The organism is Streptomyces sp. CBMA123 (genome assembly GCF_014596465.1).
In the GTDB taxonomy this organism is placed as follows: domain Bacteria; phylum Actinomycetota; class Actinomycetes; order Streptomycetales; family Streptomycetaceae; genus Kitasatospora.
The window spans coordinates 13322-33730 of sequence record NZ_MECK01000501.1 but is presented as its reverse complement, the minus strand read 5'-3'; the positions used below and the strand labels follow the sequence as shown (position 1 = coordinate 33730).

20 protein-coding genes and 1 riboswitch are annotated in these 20409 nt (G+C 71.1%); of the genes, 9 read left to right on the top strand and 11 right to left on the bottom strand.

Translation table 11 applies throughout. From position 1 onward, the window contains the following. Window positions 1-127: 127 nt before the first annotated feature. The 7 genes from BG452_RS35390 (at window position 128) to BG452_RS35360 (ending at window position 10213) form a co-directional block, all read left to right on the top strand. Window positions 128-1414, top strand: a complete 1287-nt coding sequence (locus BG452_RS35390; protein ID WP_188308435.1) for an extracellular solute-binding protein — start codon at window positions 128-130, stop codon at window positions 1412-1414. A 91-nt stretch (window positions 1415-1505) separates the two neighbouring features. After that, the gene (locus BG452_RS35385; protein WP_188308434.1) at window positions 1506-2534 is read left to right on the top strand and encodes a carbohydrate ABC transporter permease; all 1029 of its coding nucleotides are present in this window, start codon (window positions 1506-1508) and stop codon (window positions 2532-2534) included. Next, on the top strand, window positions 2531-3358 hold the full coding sequence (locus BG452_RS35380; RefSeq protein ID WP_188308433.1) for a carbohydrate ABC transporter permease: 828 nt from the start codon (window positions 2531-2533) through the stop codon (window positions 3356-3358). The genes BG452_RS35385 and BG452_RS35380 overlap by 4 nt, the downstream gene beginning before the upstream one ends. Window positions 3359-3364: 6 nt before the next feature. Then, complete coding sequence (locus BG452_RS35375) at window positions 3365-4918, top strand: glycoside hydrolase family 3 protein (RefSeq protein ID WP_188308432.1); 1554 nt, start codon at window positions 3365-3367, stop codon at window positions 4916-4918. Window positions 4919-5339: 421 nt separating this feature from the next. After that, complete coding sequence (locus BG452_RS35370; RefSeq protein WP_188308431.1) at window positions 5340-6653, top strand: extracellular solute-binding protein; 1314 nt, start codon at window positions 5340-5342, stop codon at window positions 6651-6653. A gap of 205 nt (window positions 6654-6858) precedes the next feature. After that, a complete protein-coding gene (locus tag BG452_RS35365; RefSeq protein WP_188308430.1) occupies window positions 6859-7917 on the top strand; it encodes an SIS domain-containing protein in 1059 nt (352 codons plus the stop codon). 775 nt (window positions 7918-8692) lie between these two features. Beyond that, the gene (locus BG452_RS35360; protein WP_317621381.1) at window positions 8693-10213 is read left to right on the top strand and encodes a PAS domain-containing sensor histidine kinase; all 1521 of its coding nucleotides are present in this window, start codon (window positions 8693-8695) and stop codon (window positions 10211-10213) included. 482 nt (window positions 10214-10695) lie between these two features. Here BG452_RS35360 and BG452_RS35355 read toward each other — a convergent pair whose 3' ends face one another. Beyond that, on the bottom strand, window positions 10696-10947 hold the full coding sequence (locus BG452_RS35355) for a WhiB family transcriptional regulator (RefSeq protein ID WP_014138019.1): 252 nt from the start codon (window positions 10945-10947) through the stop codon (window positions 10696-10698). A 369-nt stretch (window positions 10948-11316) separates the two neighbouring features. After that, window positions 11317-12288, bottom strand: a complete 972-nt coding sequence (locus BG452_RS35350; protein ID WP_188308429.1) for a diacylglycerol/lipid kinase family protein — start codon at window positions 12286-12288, stop codon at window positions 11317-11319. 50 nt (window positions 12289-12338) lie between these two features. Here BG452_RS35350 and BG452_RS35345 point away from each other — a divergent pair, with 50 nt between their 5' ends. Then, window positions 12339-12755 carry a hypothetical protein gene (locus BG452_RS35345; protein ID WP_188308428.1) on the top strand — a complete coding sequence of 139 codons (417 nt, stop codon included), beginning with the start codon at window positions 12339-12341 and terminating at the stop codon, window positions 12753-12755. 93 nt (window positions 12756-12848) lie between these two features. Here BG452_RS35345 and BG452_RS35340 read toward each other — a convergent pair whose 3' ends face one another. The 8 genes from BG452_RS35340 to sodN all read right to left on the bottom strand — a co-directional run bounded on the left by BG452_RS35340 (window position 12849) and on the right by sodN (window position 19128). Next, on the bottom strand, window positions 12849-13847 hold the full coding sequence (locus tag BG452_RS35340; protein ID WP_317621380.1) for an RNA polymerase sigma factor SigF: 999 nt from the start codon (window positions 13845-13847) through the stop codon (window positions 12849-12851). A 154-nt stretch (window positions 13848-14001) separates the two neighbouring features. Continuing rightward, window positions 14002-14412: an anti-sigma regulatory factor gene (locus BG452_RS35335; protein WP_188308426.1), complete on the bottom strand. Its 411-nt coding sequence runs from the start codon at window positions 14410-14412 to the stop codon at window positions 14002-14004. 137 nt (window positions 14413-14549) lie between these two features. Beyond that, window positions 14550-15026: a GNAT family N-acetyltransferase gene (locus BG452_RS35330; RefSeq protein ID WP_188308425.1), complete on the bottom strand. Its 477-nt coding sequence runs from the start codon at window positions 15024-15026 to the stop codon at window positions 14550-14552. A 9-nt stretch (window positions 15027-15035) separates the two neighbouring features. Beyond that, window positions 15036-15419, bottom strand: a complete 384-nt coding sequence (locus BG452_RS35325) for a nuclear transport factor 2 family protein (RefSeq protein ID WP_188308424.1) — start codon at window positions 15417-15419, stop codon at window positions 15036-15038. A 90-nt stretch (window positions 15420-15509) separates the two neighbouring features. After that, on the bottom strand, window positions 15510-16508 hold the full coding sequence (locus BG452_RS35320; protein WP_188308423.1) for an ABC transporter substrate-binding protein: 999 nt from the start codon (window positions 16506-16508) through the stop codon (window positions 15510-15512). A 52-nt stretch (window positions 16509-16560) separates the two neighbouring features. Then, a complete protein-coding gene (locus BG452_RS35315; RefSeq protein ID WP_188308422.1) occupies window positions 16561-17358 on the bottom strand; it encodes an ABC transporter ATP-binding protein in 798 nt (265 codons plus the stop codon). After that, window positions 17355-18407: a FecCD family ABC transporter permease gene (locus BG452_RS35310; protein WP_188308421.1), complete on the bottom strand. Its 1053-nt coding sequence runs from the start codon at window positions 18405-18407 to the stop codon at window positions 17355-17357. Before BG452_RS35310 ends, BG452_RS35315 begins: the two co-directional genes overlap by 4 nt. Before the next feature lie 96 nt (window positions 18408-18503). Continuing rightward, window positions 18504-18643: riboswitch (cobalamin riboswitch) on the bottom strand. Between the two features lie 89 nt (window positions 18644-18732). Beyond that, entirely contained in the window at window positions 18733-19128 is a 396-nt protein-coding gene (gene sodN / locus BG452_RS35305; RefSeq protein ID WP_188308420.1) for a superoxide dismutase, Ni, read from the bottom strand. A 176-nt stretch (window positions 19129-19304) separates the two neighbouring features. Between sodN and sodX the strand changes: the two genes are divergently transcribed. Then, window positions 19305-19748 carry a nickel-type superoxide dismutase maturation protease gene (sodX, locus tag BG452_RS35300; protein WP_188308419.1) on the top strand — a complete coding sequence of 148 codons (444 nt, stop codon included), beginning with the start codon at window positions 19305-19307 and terminating at the stop codon, window positions 19746-19748. On the opposite strand, the gene BG452_RS35295 is transcribed toward sodX, so the two are convergent. Then, window positions 19745-20332 carry a CGNR zinc finger domain-containing protein gene (locus BG452_RS35295; protein ID WP_188308418.1) on the bottom strand — a complete coding sequence of 196 codons (588 nt, stop codon included), beginning with the start codon at window positions 20330-20332 and terminating at the stop codon, window positions 19745-19747. The two genes, sodX and BG452_RS35295, sit on opposite strands and share 4 nt — an antisense overlap. Between the last annotated feature and the right edge of the window lie 77 nt (window positions 20333-20409).

Sequence of the window (20409 nt, the reverse complement as noted above, 5' to 3'; positions counted from 1 at the left end):
CTAGGCCGGTAACGATGAATCCCCCCACCCGTTCGAAGGGGCCCGCGGCACCTGTTCCTCCCGCTTTGCGCGGGTCTGCCGCTGCCACCCGACGGGGGTATCCCCAGGCATCCCTCAGGAGGATGGCGTGAAGCGTCAGCTCATCGCGGCGGTCGGCGTCGCGGCAATGGTCGTCGGTCTCGCGGCTTGTGGCTCGGACGGCAAGAAGAGTGACGGCGGATCGTCGTCGTCGTCCAACGCCGCCGACAAGTACAAGGGCAAGACGCTCAAGGTGTGGACGATGACCGGCTCGGCCCCCAAGGGCTGGACCGACGCGGTCAAGTCCGAGTTCGAGACCACCTACCCGGGCTCCAAGGTCGACTTCCAGACCCAGGAGTGGACCGACATCGGCCCGAAGGTCACCGCCGCGCTGTCCGAGGGCTCGGTCGACGTCCTGGAGATCGGCAACACCCAGACCGCCGGCTACGCCTCCACCGGCGGCCTGCTGGACATCACCAAGGACAAGTCCGCGCTGGGCGGCGACGGCTGGGCCGCCAACCAGAACGAGGCCGCGCTCCTGGACGGCAAGCAGTACGCCGCCCCGTGGTGGGTCTCCAACCGCGTGGTCGCGTACAACAAGGACCTCTGGAAGGCCGCGAACCTCACCGACGCGCCGAAGACCCTGGACGAGTTCTACGCCGACCTGGACAAGCTGAAGGCCACCCAGGGCGTCGCCGACCCGATCTACCTGCCCGGCCAGGAGTGGTACACCTACTTCGGCCTGCTCACCGGCGAGGGCGGCAAGATCGCCAAGAAGGACGGCGACAAGTGGGTCGGCGGCCTGTCCTCCCCCGAGGCGCAGAAGGCCTTCGAGACCTACAAGAAGCTGCAGAGCTACTCGGCCACCGGTCCGAAGGACAAGGACGAGGCCACCCCGCAGCAGAAGGACGTCTTCGCCAAGGGCAACGTCGGCACCATGATCGCCCTCGGCTGGGAGCTCCCGGACGAGAAGGACCTGCCCAAGGACAAGATCGGCTTCTTCCCGCTCCCGGGCAAGACCGCCGACAAGCCCTCCGGCGTGTTCCTCGGCGGCTCGAACCTCGCGATCGCCGCGCAGAGCAAGAACACCGACATGGCGAAGGACTTCCTGAAGATCGCCCTCAACGACAAGAACGAGGGCCTGGTCGCCGCGGCCGGCAACATCCCGAACAAGGCCGCGCTGAACAGCCAGCTCACCGGTGACTTCGCGAAGGCCGCCCAGACGGCCGCCGCGGTCGGCGGGATCACCCCGAACACCCCGAACTGGGCCAGCGTCGAGAACAAGCCGAACCCGATCAAGGACTTCCTGACCGCGGCCCTGCAGGGCGGCGACTACGCGGCCACCGCCAAGAAGTACGACGACGAGATCGCCAAGCGGCTCAACGAGAAGAACTAAAGCACTGAGCGGCGTCGCTCACCGGCCCCCGGCGGGGGGGCCGGTGGGCGGCGCCCGTCCGTCGTGGCCGGGTTGTGAGGAAGTGAGAACGATGGCTGTGCATTCGGAGCGGGTGCAGACACAGTCCCCGGAGTCAGGGAAGGCTGTTGTGGCCGAGATTGACACCAGTGCCGCCGGCGGCGGGGCCGAGGGCGCCGCGCCGAAGCGCACCAGATCCGCGGGCGGCCCCGGCCTGGGTGCCCGCTTCGCCCCGTACCTGCTGCTGCTGCCGGCCACCGTGGCGACCATCGTCCTGCTGGGATGGCCGCTGCTGAAGACCGTCCTGCTGTCGTTCCAGAACCTCAACCGGCGCCAGCTGGTGATGCACCTGACCGAGTGGACGGGGTTCGACAACTACAAGGAGCAGCTGACCGACCCGGAGTTCTGGTCGGTCACCGGGCGCACCGTCGCCTTCACCCTGGTCAACGTGGTGCTGATCATGGTCGGCGGCACCCTGATCGGCCTGCTGCTCAACACCCTCGGCAAGAAGATGCGGCTGGCGCTGTCGGTCGCGCTGCTGATGGCCTGGGCGATGCCCGTCGTCGCCGCGACCACCGTCTACACCTGGCTGTTCGACGACCAGTGGGGCGTCGTCAACTGGTTCCTGGACAAGCTGGGTTGGCACTCGATGGCCGACTACAACTGGATGAGCGACGAGTACTCGACCTTCTTCGTCGTCATCCTGCTGATCGTCTGGCAGTCGATCCCCTTCGTGGCGTTCAACATGTACGCCGGCCTGACCACCATCCCCAAGGAGCTCTACGAGGCCGCCCGGATGGACGGCGCCGGCTCCTCGAAGATCTTCAGCTCGGTGATCTTCCCGAACCTGAAGCCGTTCTTCCTGGCCACGACCTTCCTCGAGGTCATCTGGGTGTTCAAGTCCTTCACCCAGATCTACGCGATCAACGGCGGCGGCCCCGAGAAGCTCACCCGGACCCTGCCCGTGCACGCCTTCCTGGAGGGCCAGGGCAGCCAGCACTACGGCGTCGGCGCCGCGATCGCGGTGCTCACCATCCTGATGCTGGGCGTCCTGATGGCCTACTACTTCCGCATCATGATCAAGCAGGAGGACGAGCTGTGAGGCGCTCTCTCTTCGGACGTACCTGGCCGAACGTGATCGCGGTCGTCCTCATCGTCTTCTTCATCTTCCCCGTCTACTGGATGATCGCGACCGCGTTCAAGCAGGACCGCGACATCATCAGCAAGACGCCGGTCTTCATCCCCTTCGACGGGACGTTCGAGCACTTCACCACCGCGGTGAACGCCCCGGACTTCTGGACGTACGTCACCAACAGCGTCACCGTCACGGTCGGGGCGGTGCTGATCTCCCTGGTGATCGCGACCCTGGCGTCGTTCGCCATCGCCCGGATGAAGTTCCGCGGCCGCAAGACCTTCGTGCTGGTCGTCATGCTGGCCCAGATGGCGCCCTGGGAGGTCATGACCATCGGCGCCTACATCATCTCCCGCGACAACGACATGCTGAACAGCCTGCTGCCGCTGACGCTCTTCTACATGATGATGATCCTGCCCTTCACCATCTGGACGCTGCGCGGCTTCATCGCCGCGGTGCCGAAGGAGCTGGAGGAGTCGGCCATGGTGGACGGTTGCACCCGCACCCAGGCCTTCGTGAAGGTGATCTTCCCGCTGCTGGCCCCGGGCCTGATGTCGACCTCGCTGTTCGGCTTCATCACGGCCTGGAACGAGTTCCCGCTCGTCCTGTGGCTTAACAAGGAGCAGGGCAAGACCCTCCCGCTGTGGCTGTCCTCCTTCAAGACGGCCTTCGGCAACGACTGGGGCGCGACCATGGCGGCCTCCACGATGTTCGCCGTCCCCGTGCTGATCCTGTTCGTCTTCCTGCAGCGCAAGGCGGTCGGCGGTCTGACCGACGGCGCCGTGAAGGGCTGAGTCACCGTGAGCATCCTCGTTCCCACCGTCCCGGACAGCGACCAGCTCCACCGGGACGCCCTGACCGTCCTGCAGCCCGGCTTCGTCGGCACCGAGCCGCCCGCCTGGCTGCGCCGCCACCTGGCCGCCGGGCTCGGCTCGGTCGCGCTGTTCGACCGCAATGTGGTCGACCTCGACCAGCTCTCCGCCCTCACCGGCTCGCTGCGCGCGGAGAACCCCGACCTCCTGATCGCGATCGACGAGGAGAGCGGCGACGTCACCCGGCTGGAGGCCGGCTCCGGCTCCTCCTGGCCGGGCAACCTGGCCCTCGGCGCGATCGACGACCCGGCGCTGACCCGGGACGTCGCCCGTGAGCTGGGCCGGGCGCTGGCCGCGGCCGGCGTCAACTACAACTGGGCGCCGACCGCGGACGTCAACTCCAACCCGCGCAACCCGGTCATCGGCGTCCGCTCCTTCGGCGCCGACCCGGAGCTGTGCGCCCGGCACACCGCCGCCTGGGTGGAGGGCCTGCAGTCGGCCGGCGTGGCGGCCTGCTCCAAGCACTTCCCCGGCCACGGCGACACCGCGGTGGACTCGCACCACGGCATGCCGGTCATCGACGTCGACCTGGACGTGCTGCGCGCCCGCGACCTGGTGCCGTTCCAGGCCGCGATCGCGGCCGGCACCAAGGCCGTGATGACCGCCCACATCATGGTCCCGGCGCTGGACCCGAAGCTGCCGGCCACCCTGAGCCCGACCGTGCTGCGCGACCTGCTGCGGGCCGCCCCGGCCGATGGCGGCCTCGGCTACCAGGGCCTGATCGTCAGCGACGCGATCGAGATGGGCGCCATCGCGGACACCTTCGGCATGGGCGAGGGCACCGTGCTGGCGCTGGCGGCCGGCGCGGACGCGATCTGCGTCGGCGGCGGGCTGGCCGACGAGGAGACGGTGCTGATGCTGCGCGACGCCATCGTGGCGGGCGTGCGCTCCGGCCGGCTCACCGAGGAGCGGCTGGCGGACGCCGCCGACCGGGTGCGGGCGCTGGGCAGTTGGGGCCGGATCGCGGCCCAGGGCGAGCAGGCCGAGCCGGACCTCGCGGTGGGCCTGCGGGCCGCCCGCCGGGCGCTGAAGGTGGTCCGGGCGCCGGGCCGCGAGGTGCTGCCGGTGAGCGAGCGCCCGTACGTGGCCTCCTTCTCGGACGAGCCGAACATCGCGGTCGGCGACGTGACCCCGTGGGGCGTGGCCGGCATGCTGGCCGACCGCTTCCCGGGCACCCGCACCCGTGAGGTGTCGGCCGCCGAGGCCGCGCCGGCGCTGCTGGACGCCCTGGTGGCCGAGCTGGTGGCGGGCGCCGAGGGCCGCCGGCTGGTGCTGGTGGTCCGGGACGCCCACCGGCACGCCTGGATGGCCGCCGCGCTGGCCCGCCTGGTGGCGGCCCGGCCGGACGCCGCGGTGGTGGAGATGGGCCTGCCCCAGTCCGAGCCGGTCGGCGCGCTGTACATCGCCACCCACGGCGCCGCCCGGGTCTGCGGGCTGGCGGCCGTGGAGGTGCTCACCGGGCAGCCGGGAGCGGTCGGCTGAGACCGGAAGGACGTCACCGGCCGGGTCCGGGAGGCGTCGGCCGACGGGCCCGTCATGCGCATGTCGCATGGCGGGCCCGTTCCGCTTCCCGGGCGTCGACCTGGGCTTGCGTCAGATGACCGTGCTCCCTCAAGAGAGCCTTAAATCCACCTTAAGTTCCACTGAGGGTGACGGCCCGGCGACTGATCGCCACGCGGTACAACGGCTCTGCAACAGCCTTGGCAGCAGGGCCTGTTGGCCGTTGACACCACCCTTGGTCTAGGCCAGAGTCCATGCATCCGGTTCGAAATTGAACCTCACCGGATGTGGTATCGCGCCCCCTTCGAAGCTCTTCGCCGCCCCCGCCCGGACTCTCCCGCCGCGGGCGCCAATCACGCTGTCGGCGGGCACCACCGTTCTTGGACAACCCTCGGAGGATGGCGTGAAGAAGCGTCAGCTCGTGTCGACGCTCGGGACCATCGCACTGGCGGTCGGACTGACGGCCTGTTCCTCGTCCGGATCACCCTCGGGTGACGGCAAGAACGCCTCCTCGGACCCGAAGGCCGCCACCGGCACCGTCACCGTCTGGCTGATGGACGACGCCCAGAAGAACTGGCCGGACCTCGTCCAGCGGGTCAACGACGAGTTCGCGGCGAAGTACCCGGGCATCAGCCTCAAGCTGGTCTACCAGGGCTGGGCCGACAAGGTCGGCAAGCTCGACCGGGCCCTCGCCGACGGCAGCGCCCCCGACGTGGTCGAACTCGGCAACACCGAGACCATGAAGTACGTGCTCTCCGGCGCGCTCGCCCCGGTGGACCGCACCACCTTCGACAACTCCGACAGCTGGATCAAGGCGCTCGCCAACACCTGTACGTACCAGGACAAGCTGTGGTGCGTGCCGTACTACGCCGGTGCCCGGGTCGCCGTCTTCAACTCCGCCTCCTTCCAACAGGCCACCGGCAGCGCCGAGTTCCCCAAGAGCGAGACCGAACTGCTGACCGCGCTGGACCGGATCGCCGACAAGAACAAGGCGGACAAGACCTTCTCGCCGCTCTACCTGCCCGGCCCGTACTGGTACGCCGCGATGAGCTACGTGGCCGCGTACGGCGGCAGCATCGCCAAGTTCGACAGCTCCGGCAACTGGCACGGCACCCTGCACGACGCCAAGTCTCAGCAGGGCATCAGCCACTTCGCCGACCTCGTCCGCAAGTACAACAAGGGCGACCTGACGCAGAACGAGCAGAACCAGTTCGAGTCGATGGCGCGCGGGCACGCCGCGTCCTTCTACGGCAACGGCTACGAGGCGGCCAGCGTCACCGCGCCGGTCACCGGCGACCCGACCCTCAAGGACGCCGTCAAGGTCGCCACCATGCCCGGGCCGGACGGCAAGCCGCTGCCGACCTTCATCGGCGGCTCCGACCTCGCCGTCACCGCCAAGTCCCCGCAGGTCGCGCCGGCCACCGACTGGATCCGGATGTTCACCAGCACCAAGTCCGAACAGGCGCTGGCCGACAAGGACATCCTGCCGAACAACCTCACCCAGCTGAACCCGCTGAAGAACAAGCCCACCACCGCCGCCGCGGCCAACGCCGTCCCGGACGCCTGGTTCACCCCGCTGGCCCCCGGCTGGGGCGCGGTGGAGAAGCAGAAGATCATCCCCGACATGCTGACCGCGATCCTCAAGGGCAAGTCCGTCGACCAGGCCACCAAGGACGCCGACGCCGCGATCGACCAGCTGATCAACAACCCGTCCTGACGCCCGCTCCGCCCCGCCGCGCCGCCCCTCGCCGGGCCGCCCCACCCACCTCCGGGCGGGGCGGTCGCGGGGGTGCCGCGCCGGGTGCGCGCTCGTAGGATTGCGCAGCAGGAACCGCAGCGAGTGTGCGGACTCGCCGCCGTAGAGGTCCCCGTCGGGCAACCCGCCCGGGCGGGGTCGACCCATCTCATCGGAGGCAACCCAGATGTCCGACCCGCAGACTGTTTCCGTCCCCGGCCGGATCATGGCGGCGGAGATGGCCGAGCAGCCGGCCGTCCTCCAGCGCATCCTCGACGAGGGGGCGCCGAAGATCCGCGAGGTCGCGGCCGGGATCGCCGCCCGCAGCCCGCGCTTCGTCCTGCTGACCGCGCGCGGAACGTCCGACAACGCGGCGCTCTACGCCAAGTACCTGATCGAGATCCTGCTCGGCAAGCCGGCCGGCCTGACCTCGATGTCCACCACCACCGCCTACGGCGCCAAGCCGGACCTCACCGACGTCCTGGTGATCACCGTCAGCCAGTCCGGCGGCTCGCCGGACCTGGTCGCCTCCACCAAGGCCGCCCGCGAGGCCGGGGCGATCACCCTCGCCGTCACCAACAACCCCGACTCCCCGCTCGCCGAGGTCTCCGAGTTCCACATCGACGTGCTGGCCGGCCCGGAGAAGGCGCTGCCGGCCACCAAGACCTACACCGCCGAACTGCTGGCCCTCTACCTGCTGGTCGAGGGCCTGCGGGGCGGGGACGGCTCGGCCGCCAAGGAGCTGCCGGCCCTGGCCGCCGGGGTGCTGTCCCGCCAGGCCGAGGTGCGGGCGCTGGCCGAGCGCTACCGCTTCGCCCAGCGGCTGGTCATCACCTCGCGCGGCTACGGCTACCCGACCGCCCGCGAGGCGGCGCTCAAGCTGATGGAGACCACCTACATCCCGGCCACCCCGTTCTCCGGCGCCGACCTGCTGCACGGCCCGCTGGCCATGGTGGACAACGTCTCGCCGGTGATCGCGATCGTCCCGGACGGCAAGGGCGGCGAGGCCCTCCAGCCGGTGCTGGACCGGCTGCGCGGCCGCGGCGCGGACCTCGTGGTGATCGGCCAGCAGGCCCAGGTGGACGCCGCCTCGGCGGGCTTCGCGCTGCCGGCCGGCGTGCCCGAGGAGGTCCAGCCGATCCTGGAGATCCTGCCGCTGCAGCAGCTGGCCTACGAGGTCACCATCGCCCGCGGTCAGGACCCGGACGCCCCGCGCGCCCTCGCCAAGGTCACCGAGACCCACTGAGGCTGGTACTCGCCCGCTCGCCTCCGGGGCTGGTACTCGCCCGCTCGCCTCCGGGCCGCTCGGACCCGGTGCCGACGGTCGGCGCTCCGGCGCTCGTGCCTCGCTGGTCGCTTCTCCCTTTCGGCACCGGCGCGCCCCTTCGGCTCGGGGCTGGTACTCGCCCGCTCGCCTCCGGGGCGCTCGGACCCGGTGCCGACGGTCGGCGGGCGCTGCGCCACCTCCTTCGTCGGCAGCTTGGCCCTTCTCCCTTTCGGCACCGGCGCGCCCCTTCGGCTCGGGGCGGTATGGACGGGTCCGGCCCCCTGTCCACAGGCTGTGGACAGGGGGCCGGACCGCTGAGCGGCGGAACGTGGCTTCGGGGGAGGGGAGGTGCCGGTGGACGTCACGGCCCCTGCGGCCCCGCGGCTCGGGGTGGGACTCGGGTGGCCGCCCTCCTCCCGCTGTCCCCGCCGGAGGCGAAAACGCACTACGGGCCACGGCGCCGACACGGGACCCTCAACCCATGCGGCACCGCAGCCCGGAGCTGTCGTCGGGCACCGGTGTCGATCGAGAACTGTGCGGGGTCCTCGCTCGTCGGCGTCCGACCGAGGAGAAGCCGCGCGCGGTCAGGGCAGTTGCGCGGTGGCCTCTCCTTGGTGCGCTTCCATTGTGGACTAGACCAATCTGGGTTGTCCAGGTCGCCCGGCAAATTGGTCTAAACAACTCCGGACAGTCATCCACCGCCACCACACGGTCCGCCGAGCCCGCCGCCGGCCGGCGGCGCTACCCTCGCCATGTGCCCTCGTTGAACGAACTCGTCCGCCGCCACACCACCCTGACCGGGGCGGACGTGGAATGGCTCCACATGCTGGTCTCGGAGTGGCAGCTGCTCTCCGACCTCTCCTTCGCCGACCTGGTGCTGTGGATCCCCACCTGGGACGGCATCCGCTACGTCTCGGTGGCGCAGATGCGGCCCAACACCGGGCCCACCTCCTACCAGGACGACATGGTCGGCCACCTCGTCCCGCGCGGGCGCCGCCCGCTGCTGGACGCCGCCTTCGACGAGGGGCGGATCGTGCGCGAGGGCGACCCGGAGTGGCGCGAGGAGGTCCCGGTCCGGGTCGAGTCGATCCCGGTCCGGCGCGAGGGCAAGGTGCTCGGGGTGATCGCCCGCAACACCAACCTGCTGACCGTGCGCACCCCCAGCCGGCTGGAGCTCACCTACCTGCAGAGCGCCTCCGACCTGGCCCAGATGATCGCGGCCGGCAGCTTCCCGTACCCCGGTGTCGAGCAGGCCGACATGGACGCCGCGCCCCGGGTCGGCGACGGCCTGATCCGGGTGGACGCGGACGGCATCGTCACCTACGCCAGCCCCAACGCGCTCTCCGCCTACCACCGGCTCGGCCTCACCACCGACCTGGTCGGCAGCCACCTCGGCCGGGCCACCGCGGAGCTCGTCCCGCCGTCCCGTTCGGCCGTTCACGAGGCGCTGGTGAAGCTGGCCAGCGGCTGGGCACCCCGGCAGACCGAGGTGGAGGTGCAGGGGGGAGTGGTGACCCTGCGGGCGATCCCGCTCAAGCCCAAGGGCGTCCTGACCGGTTCGCTGGTGCTCTGCCGGGACGTCACCGAGCTGCGCCGCCGCGACCGCGAACTGATGACCAAGGACGCCACCATCCGGGAGATCCACCACCGGGTGAAGAACAACCTGCAGACCGTCGCCGCCCTGCTGCGGCTGCAGTCCCGCCGGATGGAGTCCGAGTCCGGCCGGGCCGCGCTGGACGAGGCGGTGCGCCGGGTCGGCTCGATCGCGATCGTGCACGAGACGCTCTCCCAGGCGCTGGACGAGCAGGTGGCCTTCGACGAGATCGCCGACCGGGTGCTGGCGATGGTCATGGAGCTGTCCCAGGACGGCCGGGTGGCGACCCGCCGCAGCGGCAGCTTCGGCATCCTCTCCGCCGAGGTGGCCACCCCGCTGTCGATGGTGCTGACCGAGCTGCTGCAGAACGCCCTGGAACACGCTTTCGGTCCGACGGCCTCCGGGAACCTGGAGGTGAGCGCGCTGCGCGGCCGGGCCCCGGCGACCGGCAAGGGCTGGTCGGACAGCTGGAACGGCGGTGCCCGGCCGGAGGAGTACCTGCTGATCACCGTGCAGGACGACGGCCGCGGCATGCCGGAGGGCTTCGACCCGAAGACGGCCGGCAACCTCGGGCTGCAGATCGTCCGGACGCTGGCCACCGGGGAGCTGGGTGGCACCTTCGACATGGTGGCCGGTCCGGACGGCGGGACCAAGGTGATCCTGGAGATCCCGGTCCGCTGATTTCTTGGCGCACTCGGGTGTGCGGCAGGGGCGTGCGCTCGACGGAAGCGCCGGGTGCACGCTCCGCGAGCCTCACCGTCGCTCGGGCGCGCGGACAGGCGCGCGGATGCAGGGGCGCGGGCACGGAGGCGCGGGAACGGGCGCGGAAACAGAAACGAGGCCCTGTCGACCGGGGGGGTGGGTCGACAGGGCCTCTCAACCCGTTCCGGCCGTCGGGGGGAGTCGGCCGGAACGGGGGCTCTGGGTGGTGCGACACCTCGCATGTGCGTTGCACACGGTGAGCGCCATAGCTCCACAATATTGCTCTAAGTGAACAGTATCAAGTGGCTGGACGGTCCGGTGTCGCGGGACCTCGCTGGGCAAGATCCTTGGTGCGGAAGGCTTCACCAGGAAGTGCAGGGAAGCCTTTGATCATGTGTTGATCGGTGTGGATCGGTCCTGCGGTTACTGCTGGTACTACGGCGTGTGACGGATGCTGCCGATCAGGCGGTGCGGGCGCGGTTGCGGGCGGCACGGCGCTTCATCGCGCGACGCTCGTCCTCGCTCATGCCGCCCCAGACGCCGGCGTCCTGGCCGGTCTCGAGAGCCCACTGGAGACACTGCTCCATCACCGGGCAGCGGCGGCACACGGCCTTGGCTTCCTCGATCTGCAGCAGAGCAGGACCGGTGTTCCCGATCGGGAAGAACAGCTCCGGGTCCTCTTCGCGGCAGACAGCGCGGTGGCGCCAGTCCATGGTCGTCCAACTCCTCCTGCCGCGGGGGTGGCCCGATCGGCATAATCGAATGGCTTGTGAATGTGAACGCTTTCACGAATCCCACAACAGCAAAAGAGACCAAAGGCCCATCGGGCCCGGGTGGTCTGTGCTGGGAGGGGATTCGGCGATTCGAGGGACACTCCGCGGTCGGCGCTCCTGTGGTTCCGGAGTTGCCGTCGCTGCGATGTGTCCCGATCGCCATGTAGAGGTTCGCAAACCTCGGGCTCGGATACAACCCCCTTCGGGGAGGAATTTTTGATTCTTCGGTGTCGCCTAGCTCACAGCCAGTACTTCTATGGAGTGAAGGGGGCTTGTGCGTTCGAGAAGAAGGGCGAAGCCCACTTCCGGTCACACAATCACACGCAGTGCCCGCCGTACGCCTGTGAAACTGACGCGCCTCCGGTCTCCAAGATGGTCCCCGTCCACCTGGAACGGGGCGGGTTCCTGGGAAACCAAGGTGAAGTGTTTGACGTCGTGATAGGAGACGACGTGCTTTCCGGACGGGCCGACCGGCGGGGCGCCGTCGCTCGAAGGCCCGTACGACCGCAGGATCTGACGGACCGTTCGAGCGGTACCGAACGCCGTCATACGGGTGATCCCGAAGACGTCGAGATCCGTGTCGAAGGAGGCGAGCGGTGAGGGGAAGACCGGACGGTTGCCGAGGAACGTCCACGGCGAGGTGTTGCTGACTATCGTCAACACCAGGCCCGGAACGGCCTCGTGGCCCGGAATCTCCAGGGCCACCGGGCCCGATCGGCGTTGCTCACGCTGGGTGAGGTAGTGCCGGAGGGCCTGCCCCACGTACAGGGCGTGGGTGGACTTGCGCCCGGCCCGCCGCTGCTCCTCGACCCGGCCGACCACCCCCGCGTCGAAGCCGAGGCCGGCGGTGAAGGTGAACCAGCGGTCCGGAAGCCCCTCGGTCATCGCCTTGCCCAGTCCGATCGGCCGCTCGCGCCCCCGCTCCAGCGCGTTCAGCAGGGCGCCGGTTGCCTCCACCGGGTCGTTCGGCAGGCCCAGCGCGCGGGCGAAGACATTGGTCGAACCGCCTGGCACCACGGCCAGTCGCGGGACCTTCTCGCTCGGGCCGTTCGTCAGCAGCCCGTTCACCACCTCGTTGACGGTGCCGTCCCCGCCGAGCGCCACCACCAGGTCGACCGTGCCGTCCTGCGCCGCCTCCCGGGCCAGATCGCGCGCGTGGCCCCGGTACTGCGTCTCGGCGACGTCCAGCTTGAGGTCGCTGCGCAGGGCGTGGATCAGTACGTCCCTGGTCCGGCCACTGGTGGTGGTGGCCTTGTGGTTCACGACCAGGAGAGCGCGCATGGGGAAAGCCTACGGGGCGGTACGGACCGACCGGCGGCTACCCTGCTGGAGTGACCGCAGAAACCACCGCCCCCGCACCCGCCCGCCCGGTCCCGCTCACCCTGGGCGCCGCCATCACCGCTCTGGAGGGCGCCGCGCTGGCCGTCGTCGGCGTCTCGGACATGGTGTCCGCGCTGTCCGGCCAGGCCAAGCAGCTGGCCCTGAACGAGTTCGGCGGCCTGGTGATCGTGCTGCTCGGGGTGCTGCCGATACTGGCCGCCCGCGCGCTGCTCAAGGGGCGCCGCTGGGGCCGCAGCCCGGCCGTGCTGACCAACTCGATCTGCCTGCCGGTCGCTTACTACATGGTCCAGAGCGGCGGCGCGATGATCGCGGTCGGCGTGCTGGTCGGCCTGCTCGGCCTGGTGGGCATCGGCGCGCTGCTGAACCCGAGCTCGACGGCGGCCCTGTACGCCCCGCAGGAGGACTGAGCGCCCCCCCGACACGCCCCGAACAGAACGGACGGCCGCCGCAGCTCGGAGCTGCGGCGGCCGTCCGTCTTGTCACTGCTACTGCTACTGCTGTCACTCCTCCACGAGGAGCTTCTCCCGCAGCTGGGCCAGGGTCCGCGCCAGCAGCCGGGACACGTGCATCTGGGAGATCCCCACCTCGGCGGCGATCTGCGACTGGGTCATGTTCCGGAAGAACCGCAGCACCAGGATCTTCTGCTCCCGGGGCGGCAGTTGGGCCAGCAGCGGCTTGAGCGACTCGCGGTACTCGACGCCCTCCAGCGCCTCGTCGGTGGCGCCCAGGGTGTCCGCGACGGCCGGCGACTCGTCGTCGCTGTCCGGCACGTCCAGGGACAGCGTGGAGTACGCGTTGGCGGACTCCAGGCCCTCCAGGACGTCCTCCTCGGAGATGCCCAGGTGCTCGGCCAGCTCGTGCACCGTGGGGGAGCGGCCGTGCCGCTGGGAGAGCTCGCTGGTCGCCGTGGTGAGCGACAGCCGCAGCTCCTGCAGGCGGCGCGGGACGCGCACCGCCCACCCCTTGTCGCGGAAGTGCCGCTTGATCTCGCCGACGATGGTCGGCGTCGCGTAGGTGGAGAACTCGACCCCGCGCTCGTGGTCGAAGCGGTCCACCGACTTGATCAGTCCGATGGTGGCGACCTGGGTCAGGTCGTCCAGCGGCTCGCCCCGGTTGCGGAACCGCCGGGCCAGGTGCTCCACCAGCGGGATGTGCATCCGCACCAGCTGGTTGCGCAGCTCGACGCGCTCCGGGGAGCCCTCGGGCAGCCCGGACAGCCGGACGAACAGCGCGCGGGCGGCCTCCCGGTCCGGCGCGCCGGAGCGGTGTGAGCCCTGGGCGGGCACGGCGCCGTGCAGCTCCGTGGCCTCCTCCGCCGCCGCCGGTTCCGGCGTGGGAGGGGAGTCGGGCGTCGGCTCGGACGTCGGCTCGGTCGGGTGGCTCATCCGGTGGGCGTCCTTCGGGTGCGCTTCGTCGTTGGCGGCGAGGCCGGAAACGCTCGCCTGGGTCGGTACGGCAGGTCCCGCCGTCGCGAGGCCGGTACGGTCCAGATCACTCACGGCCATTCCCCCGTTCCGTTCCGGGAGCACCGGGGCCTCGGCCCCGGCATCGTCTCGTTGGTCGTACCGCGTGGGGGGCGGTACCGGGAGCCGCCCGTCGGGCCCCGGGTGGGGAACGGCGGACGGCCCTTGCAGGGTGCTGCTCGGTGCCCGGTCAGTGGACGGCGGAGCCGCCGCGCTTCTTGTGCAGGCTGATCGTGACGGTGTTGTCCTCGGCGACCGAGGAGTCCACCTCGCCGGCCAGCGCGGAGAGCACCGTCCAGGCGAAGGTGTCCCGCTCGGGCGCCTTGCCGTCCGTGGTGGGAGCGGCGACGGTCACCTTCAACGAGTCGCCGACCAGGCGGAATTCGCAGGACAACACGGAGCCGGGCACCGCCTGCTGGAGCAGGATGGCGCAGGCCTCGTCGACCGCGATCCGCAGGTCCTCGATCTCGTCGAGGGTGAAGTCCAACCGGGCCGCGAGCCCGGCCGTCGCTGTTCGCAGCACGGAGAGGTATGCCCCTGCCGCGGGCAGCCGGACCTCGACAAAGTCCTGAACGCCGAGATCGCTGTCGATCTGGGACACCCTTGCCTCCTGGGTGACGCGCTGTACTTGCTTGGTACCCCCGAGGGGGCGTCCTCCGCACCCGGTGCGGGAGTTACTCATGGTAAGGCATTGCGACGCAGGGTGGCAGGGTCTTTACCCCTACTCCGTGCGTCCGTTCAACGGGCACCGGCGGCCTTGAGTGCCGCGTCGGTGAGCCGGTAGACCGTCCAGCCGTTCATCGGCACCGCGCCGAGCGACTTGTAGAAGTCGATCGAGGGCTGGTTCCAGTCGAGCACCGACCACTCCACCCGCGCGTAGCCGCGTTCCACGGCGATCCGGGCCAGCTCCAGCAGGAGCGCCTTGCCGTGGCCGCCGCCGCGGGCCGAGGGGCGGACGTACAGGTCCTCCAGGTAGATCCCGTGGGTGCCGCGCCAGGTCGAGAAGTTGAGGAACCAGAGCGCGAAGCCGACCGGCTCGCCGGTGGCCCCGTCCTCCGCGATCAGGCCGAACAGCGCCGGGTCGGCGCCGAACAGCGCCTCGCGCAGCTGATCCTCGGTGGCCACCGCCTCCTGCGGGGCCTTCTCGTAGTCCGCCAGTTCGCGGATCATGGCCAGGATGACGGGAACGTCGGTGACGACGGCGGTGCGGATCATGCCGTGAGCCTACTGCTCCGGCCCCGTCTCGTCCCAGGCCTGGACGGAGGTCTGGTCGACGATCCGGCCGTCCCGCAGGCCGGCCATCGACGCCATCAGCACCCGCACGCCGTCGGGGTAGCGGCAGGACTCCAGGAACGCGACCTGGTCGCCCTGGATCACCACCTGTTCCAGCTTGTGGGTCATCTCGCGGCCGTAGACGTCGCTGAGCATGGCGCCGATCTCGTCCCGCCCGTGCATCACCAGGGGGTGGCTGGGCTGGGTCTTGCGGTCGACCACGCGCAGCTCGGCGTCCTCGGCGTAGAGCGCCAGCAGGGTCTCGGCGTCACGGCGTTCGATGCCCTCGCGCAGGGCGCGGGCGTCGAAGGCGGTGGGGGCCGCCATGGTGGTCATGGTCCTCGCTCCTTCGGTCGGCTCCGTCGGTTCGCACCTTCGAGCCTACGCCCGGCGGGCCCGACCGGAACGGGGCGCGATCCCGGCCGGTCAGCGGGCCGGGACGGTGCGCAGGAAGTCGGCCAGGGTGCTGACCGCGGCCGGGTTGCGCGGGCTCTCGACCAGGTCGACGTAGTCCATGACGACGATCCGGTCGTTCTTGACCGCGGAGACCTCGGCCAGCGGCGGGAAGGACTTGAGGAACTTCCGCTTCTCCTCGGCCCCCGGCGTCGCGTAGTCGTTGATCACGATCACCTCGGGGTCGCGCCGCACCACGCTCTCCCAGCCGGCGGTGACCCAGGTGTCCGCCAGGTCGCCCATGATGTTGGTCCCGCCGGCCTTGTCGATGATCTCGTTCGCGGCGGCGAACCTCCCGGCGGTGTACGGCTTGTCCTGCCCGCTGTCGTACAGGAAGACGGACGGGCGGCGCTCGGGCCGGGGGACGGCGGCGATCGTCGCCCTGGACTCGGCGATCAGCTTGTCGGCGCGGTCCTTGACGTCGAAGATCGCGCCGAGGTTGGCCAGGTCGGTGTAGAGCGCCTCCAGCGGGTCCATCACCCCGCGTTCGGAGCCCTTGCCGCTGCGGCAGGACTCGCTGAGCACGTACGAGTCGACGCCGAGCGCCTTGAACGCCTCGGGGGTGACGCCGCTGCCCTCGACGAAGCCGTAGTGCCAGCCGGCGAACACCAGGTCGGCCCTGGCGTCCAGGGCGATCTCCTTGGTGAGCACCTTCTTGGAGAGCCAGGTGGTCTGCTGGTAGCCGTCCTTCCAGGGCACCTTGTCGACCCGGCCCTTGTCGTCGGGCATCACGTAGCCGGCCATCCGGTCGGCGAGGCCGAGGGAGAGCATCAGCTCGGTGATGTTGACGTCGTTGGTCACCACCCGGGCGGGCTTCCGCGCGAAGGTGAGCCGCTCGCCGCAGTTCTCCACGGTCACCGGGTAGTGGGCGGAGGCGGCGGCGCCGCCGGCCTCGCCCGGGGCGATCTCGGCGCCGCAGGCGGTCAGTCCGAGGGTGAGCAGGGCGGTGGCGGCAACGGCCTTGGTACGCACGCTTGTTCCTTCCGGGGTGGTGAGCGGGGTGGTGGACGGGGTGCGGGCGGGCTCAGGCGAGGCGGTCGAACAGCAGCTGGAGGGCGCCGGTGCCCGGGTGCCGGACGGGGGTGGCCCGGACGCCGAACACCTCGGCCAGCAGGTCCGGCCGGAGCACCTCCTCGGGCGTGCCGGCGGCGACGATCCGGCCGGCCGTCAGCACGTACAGCCGGTCGCAGTGGCCGGCCGCCAGGTTGAGGTCGTGCAGCGCGGTGAGCACCGTCGGCCCGGCCGCGCGGGCGAGGGCCAGCACCTCCAACTGGTGGGCGATGTCCAGGTGGTTGGTGGGTTCGTCCAGCACCAGCAGGCGCGGTTCCTGGACGAGCGCGCGGGCGATCAGCACCCGCTGCTTCTCGCCGCCGGACAGGCTCGGGAAGCCGCGCTCGGCGAGGTGCCCGGCCCCGACCCCGCGCAGCGCGGCCGCGCAGCTCTCCCGGTCCGCGTCGCTCGGGCCGCCGAGGCCGCGCCGGTGCGGCAGCCGGCCCATGGCGACCACCTCGGCCACCGTGAAGTCGAACTCGGCGGGGTGCTCCTGGGTCAGCGCGGCCACCCGGCGGGCCGCCTGGCGCGCGGTGAGCACGTGCAGGTCGTCGCCGTCCAGCCGGACCGTCCCGCCGGCCGGCCGCAGCACCCGGTAGACGCAGCGCAGCAGGGTCGACTTGCCGCTGCCGTTCGGGCCGATCAGTCCGATCACCTGCCCGGCGGCGGCCGCCAGGCTCACCTCGTGGACGAGCCGGGCGCCGGCCAGCTCCACCGAGACGCCGTCGACGCGCAGTTCCTCGGCCGGGCTCGTGCCCTTCGCCGGGCTCATCGCCCACCCCCGAAGGCCTGGCCGCGCCGGCGCATCATCAACAGGAAGGCGGGCACCCCGAGCACCGCGGTGAACACCCCGACCGGCAGTTCGGCGGGCGCCAGCAGGGTGCGCGAGGCGATGTCCACCCAGACCAGCAGCAGCGCCCCGGCGAGCGGCGCGATCACCAGCACCCGGCGGTGCCCGGCGCCGACCAGCATCCGGGCCAGGTGCGGCATCAGCAGTCCGACGAAGCCGATCGCCCCGCTGACCGCGACCACGGTGCCGGTGACGGCGGCGGTCACCACGAACAGCTCCCGGCGCAGCCGGTCCGGGTCCACGCCGAGCGAGGCGGAGGTCTCGTCGCCCATCGCGAGCGCGTCCAACCGCCCGGCGGCGCAGGCCAGATAGGCCAGTCCGGCGAGGACGGTGCAGGCGGCGATCGGCACCGAGCCCCAGGTGGCGCCGCCGAGGCTGCCGAGCAGCCACATCATGGCGTCCCGGGCGGCCTCGGCGTGGTCGGCGGAGAAGACCATCAGGGTGGTGACGGCGGAGAAGCCGTAGGAGAGCGCGGTGCCGGTGAGCACCAGCCGCAGCGGGGTGAGCCCGTACGCGGTGCGGGCGGCGAGGTAGACCAGCACCATGGCGACCAGCGCGGAGCCGAACGCGGAGACGGAGATCGCCCACACCCCGAGCGAGGCGAAGGCGCCGAGCAGCAGGACGGCGTTGGCGCCGACGGCGGCGCCGGAGGAGATGCCGAGCACGAAGGGGTCGGCGAGGGCGTTGCGCACCAGGGCCTGGACGGCGACGCCGGTGGCGGCCAGTCCGCCGCCGACCACGGCGGCCAGCAGGGTGCGCGGCAGCCGGATCTCCCAGACGATCGCGTACGCCGCGGCCTCGTCGGCGTCCAGCCGGCCGCCCGTCAGTCCGGCGCCCAACAGCCTCAGGACGTGAGGGAGTTCGATGCCGGAGGCGCCGAAGGCGGCCCCGCAGACCAGGGATGCCAGCAGGGCGACGCCGAGGCCGGCGGCGAGCGGGAGGGTCGGTGTTCGGCGAACGGGGTCACTCACGTGCGGTCGCGCCTTGCCTCGGGCCGCAGGGTGTGCCGGGGCGGGCGCCGGCCGGGGGCGTGCCCGGGCGCCATCCCCTCGCAGTCCGCGGCGAGTCGTCGGGAGTCCAGCGGCCGAGGGCGATCGGGCTGGCGCGGTCCTACGGACCGTGCTCACCGTTGCGGGTCAGCGCCGGATTCACACCGGACTTCCCCCTCGGACGCCCTGGCAGCATAACAGCCACTCAGGCTAGGCAACCCTTACCAGGGGTGGGCCGGACGTGAACGCACGACCGCCCCCGTCCGAACGGTGCGGACGGGGGCGGCCGGGTGGCGACGCGTCAGGCTCAGGCCTGCTTGGTCTCCCAGAAGATCTTGTCGACCTCGGCGATCAGGTCCAGCAGGGCCTGGCCGGTGGCCGGGTCGGTGGACGCCTTGGCGGCCGAGGCGGCCTTCAGGGTGTCGTTGATCAGCTGGTGCAGCTGCGGGTACTTCTCGAAGTGCGGGGCCTTGAAGTAGTCGCTCCACAGCACCGAGATGTGGTGCTTGACGGCCTCGGCGCGCTGCTCCTTGATGATGATGGCGCGGGCGCGGAAGTGCGCGTCCTCGTTGGCCTGGTACTTCTCCTGGGTGGCCTTGACCGACTCGGCCTCCAGCTTGGCCTGCGCGGGGTCGTACACGCCGCAGGGCAGGTCGCAGTGGGCGTGAGCGGTGGCGCGCGGTGCAAACAGACGAGAGAACATGGGAGTCCTTCCTTAGATCGTCTTCCCGCGCCCGAGATTACCCTTCCGCCCTCGGGGTTTCGCGGCCGGGCGGCGGGCCTAGGGCAAAAGGCGGACCCTGAACCGGGGTAATCCGGACATCGAACGGATGACGGTCCGTACGGCAGACTGGGGCGGTCGGTCCGGGAGGAGGAGCCATGGCGCGGAGCACGGAACCGCAGGGCGGCGCGGGCGGTGGCGCGGTGCCGTTCGGGCTGGTCGACGTGTCGGGCCCGTCGATGGTTCCGACCCTGCGCGAGGGCGACCAGCTGCTGGTCCGCTACGGTGCGCCGATCCGCCCCGGCGCGGTGGTGCTGTTCCGCCACCCCTTCCAGCAGGACCTGCTGGTGGTGAAGCGGGCCGCCGAGCGCCGGCCGAAGGGCTGGTGGCTGCTGTCCGACAACCGCCCGGTCGACAGCGACAGCCGCAGCTACGGCCCCGTCCCGGACGACCTGGTACTCGGCCGGGTGCTGCTGCGGCTGCGCCCGAGCCCGGCCTGGCTGGCGCCGGGCCGCGGGCTGGAGCGGCTGCTGCTCGGCCCCCGGCTGGCCCGGGTGCCGGGCCTGGCCCGCCGCCTCGGGGTGTTCGTCGACGAGGCCTAGCTCCCCGAGTGCAGTGCTGCCTCGGCCTCCTGGCGCTTGCGGGCCCGGTACGCGGCGACGTTGGCGCGGGTCGCGCAGCGGTCGGAGCAGTAGCGGCGGGAGCGGTTGGTCGAGGTGTCCAGGTAGGCGTTGCGGCAGGGCGCGGCCTGGCAGATGCCGAGCCGGTCGGCGCCCAGCTCGGTGAGGTGGACGGCCAGGCCCATGCAGGCGACGGCGCTGAAGTGGGCGGTGGCGGTCGGTGAGTTGTCGGCCAGGTGCAGGTGCCAGCGCGGCCGGCCGGCGTCGTCCAGGTAGTCGTGCCCGGAGACCAGCGGGCTGACGGGGTACTCCATCAGCAGGCTGTTCAGCAGGTCGACGCCCCGGATCTCGTCGCCCTCGGCGGCGGCCTCGAACACCCCGCGCAGCCTGGTCCGCACCGCCCGCAGCCGGGGCACGTCGGACTCGTCGGCCAGCGCGGCGGCGCGGGAGGAGTCGGAGAACAGGGCGCGCACCGCGTCCACCGAGGTCAGTGCGTCGGTGCCGCGCTCGGGTTCCTCGGTGTTCACCAGCCGAACGGCGAGATCGGCGTACGAGGCGAGCTCCACGGCGGTCCTTCCAGTGCTTCGGTAACGGGCTGATTGCTTCCAGCCTATTACCCGGCTGGGGAAAACGTCGGCGCCCG

Coding starts and splice junctions, on each gene's coding strand:
- BG452_RS35385 (WP_188308434.1), top strand. CDS start 1,506: ATGGCTGTGCATTCGGAGCGGGTGCAGACACAGTCCCCGGAGTCAGGG.
- BG452_RS35365 (WP_188308430.1), top strand. CDS start 6,859: ATGTCCGACCCGCAGACTGTTTCCGTCCCCGGCCGGATCATGGCGGCG.
- BG452_RS35355 (WP_014138019.1), bottom strand. CDS start 10,947: ATGGACTGGCGCCACCGCGCTGTCTGCCGCGAAGAGGACCCGGAGCTG.
- BG452_RS35350 (WP_188308429.1), bottom strand. CDS start 12,288: ATGCGCGCTCTCCTGGTCGTGAACCACAAGGCCACCACCACCAGTGGC.
- BG452_RS35330 (WP_188308425.1), bottom strand. CDS start 15,026: ATGATCCGCACCGCCGTCGTCACCGACGTTCCCGTCATCCTGGCCATG.
- BG452_RS35325 (WP_188308424.1), bottom strand. CDS start 15,419: ATGACCACCATGGCGGCCCCCACCGCCTTCGACGCCCGCGCCCTGCGC.
- BG452_RS35315 (WP_188308422.1), bottom strand. CDS start 17,358: ATGAGCCCGGCGAAGGGCACGAGCCCGGCCGAGGAACTGCGCGTCGAC.
- sodN (WP_188308420.1), bottom strand. CDS start 19,128: ATGTTCTCTCGTCTGTTTGCACCGCGCGCCACCGCTCACGCCCACTGC.
- sodX (WP_188308419.1), top strand. CDS start 19,305: ATGGCGCGGAGCACGGAACCGCAGGGCGGCGCGGGCGGTGGCGCGGTG.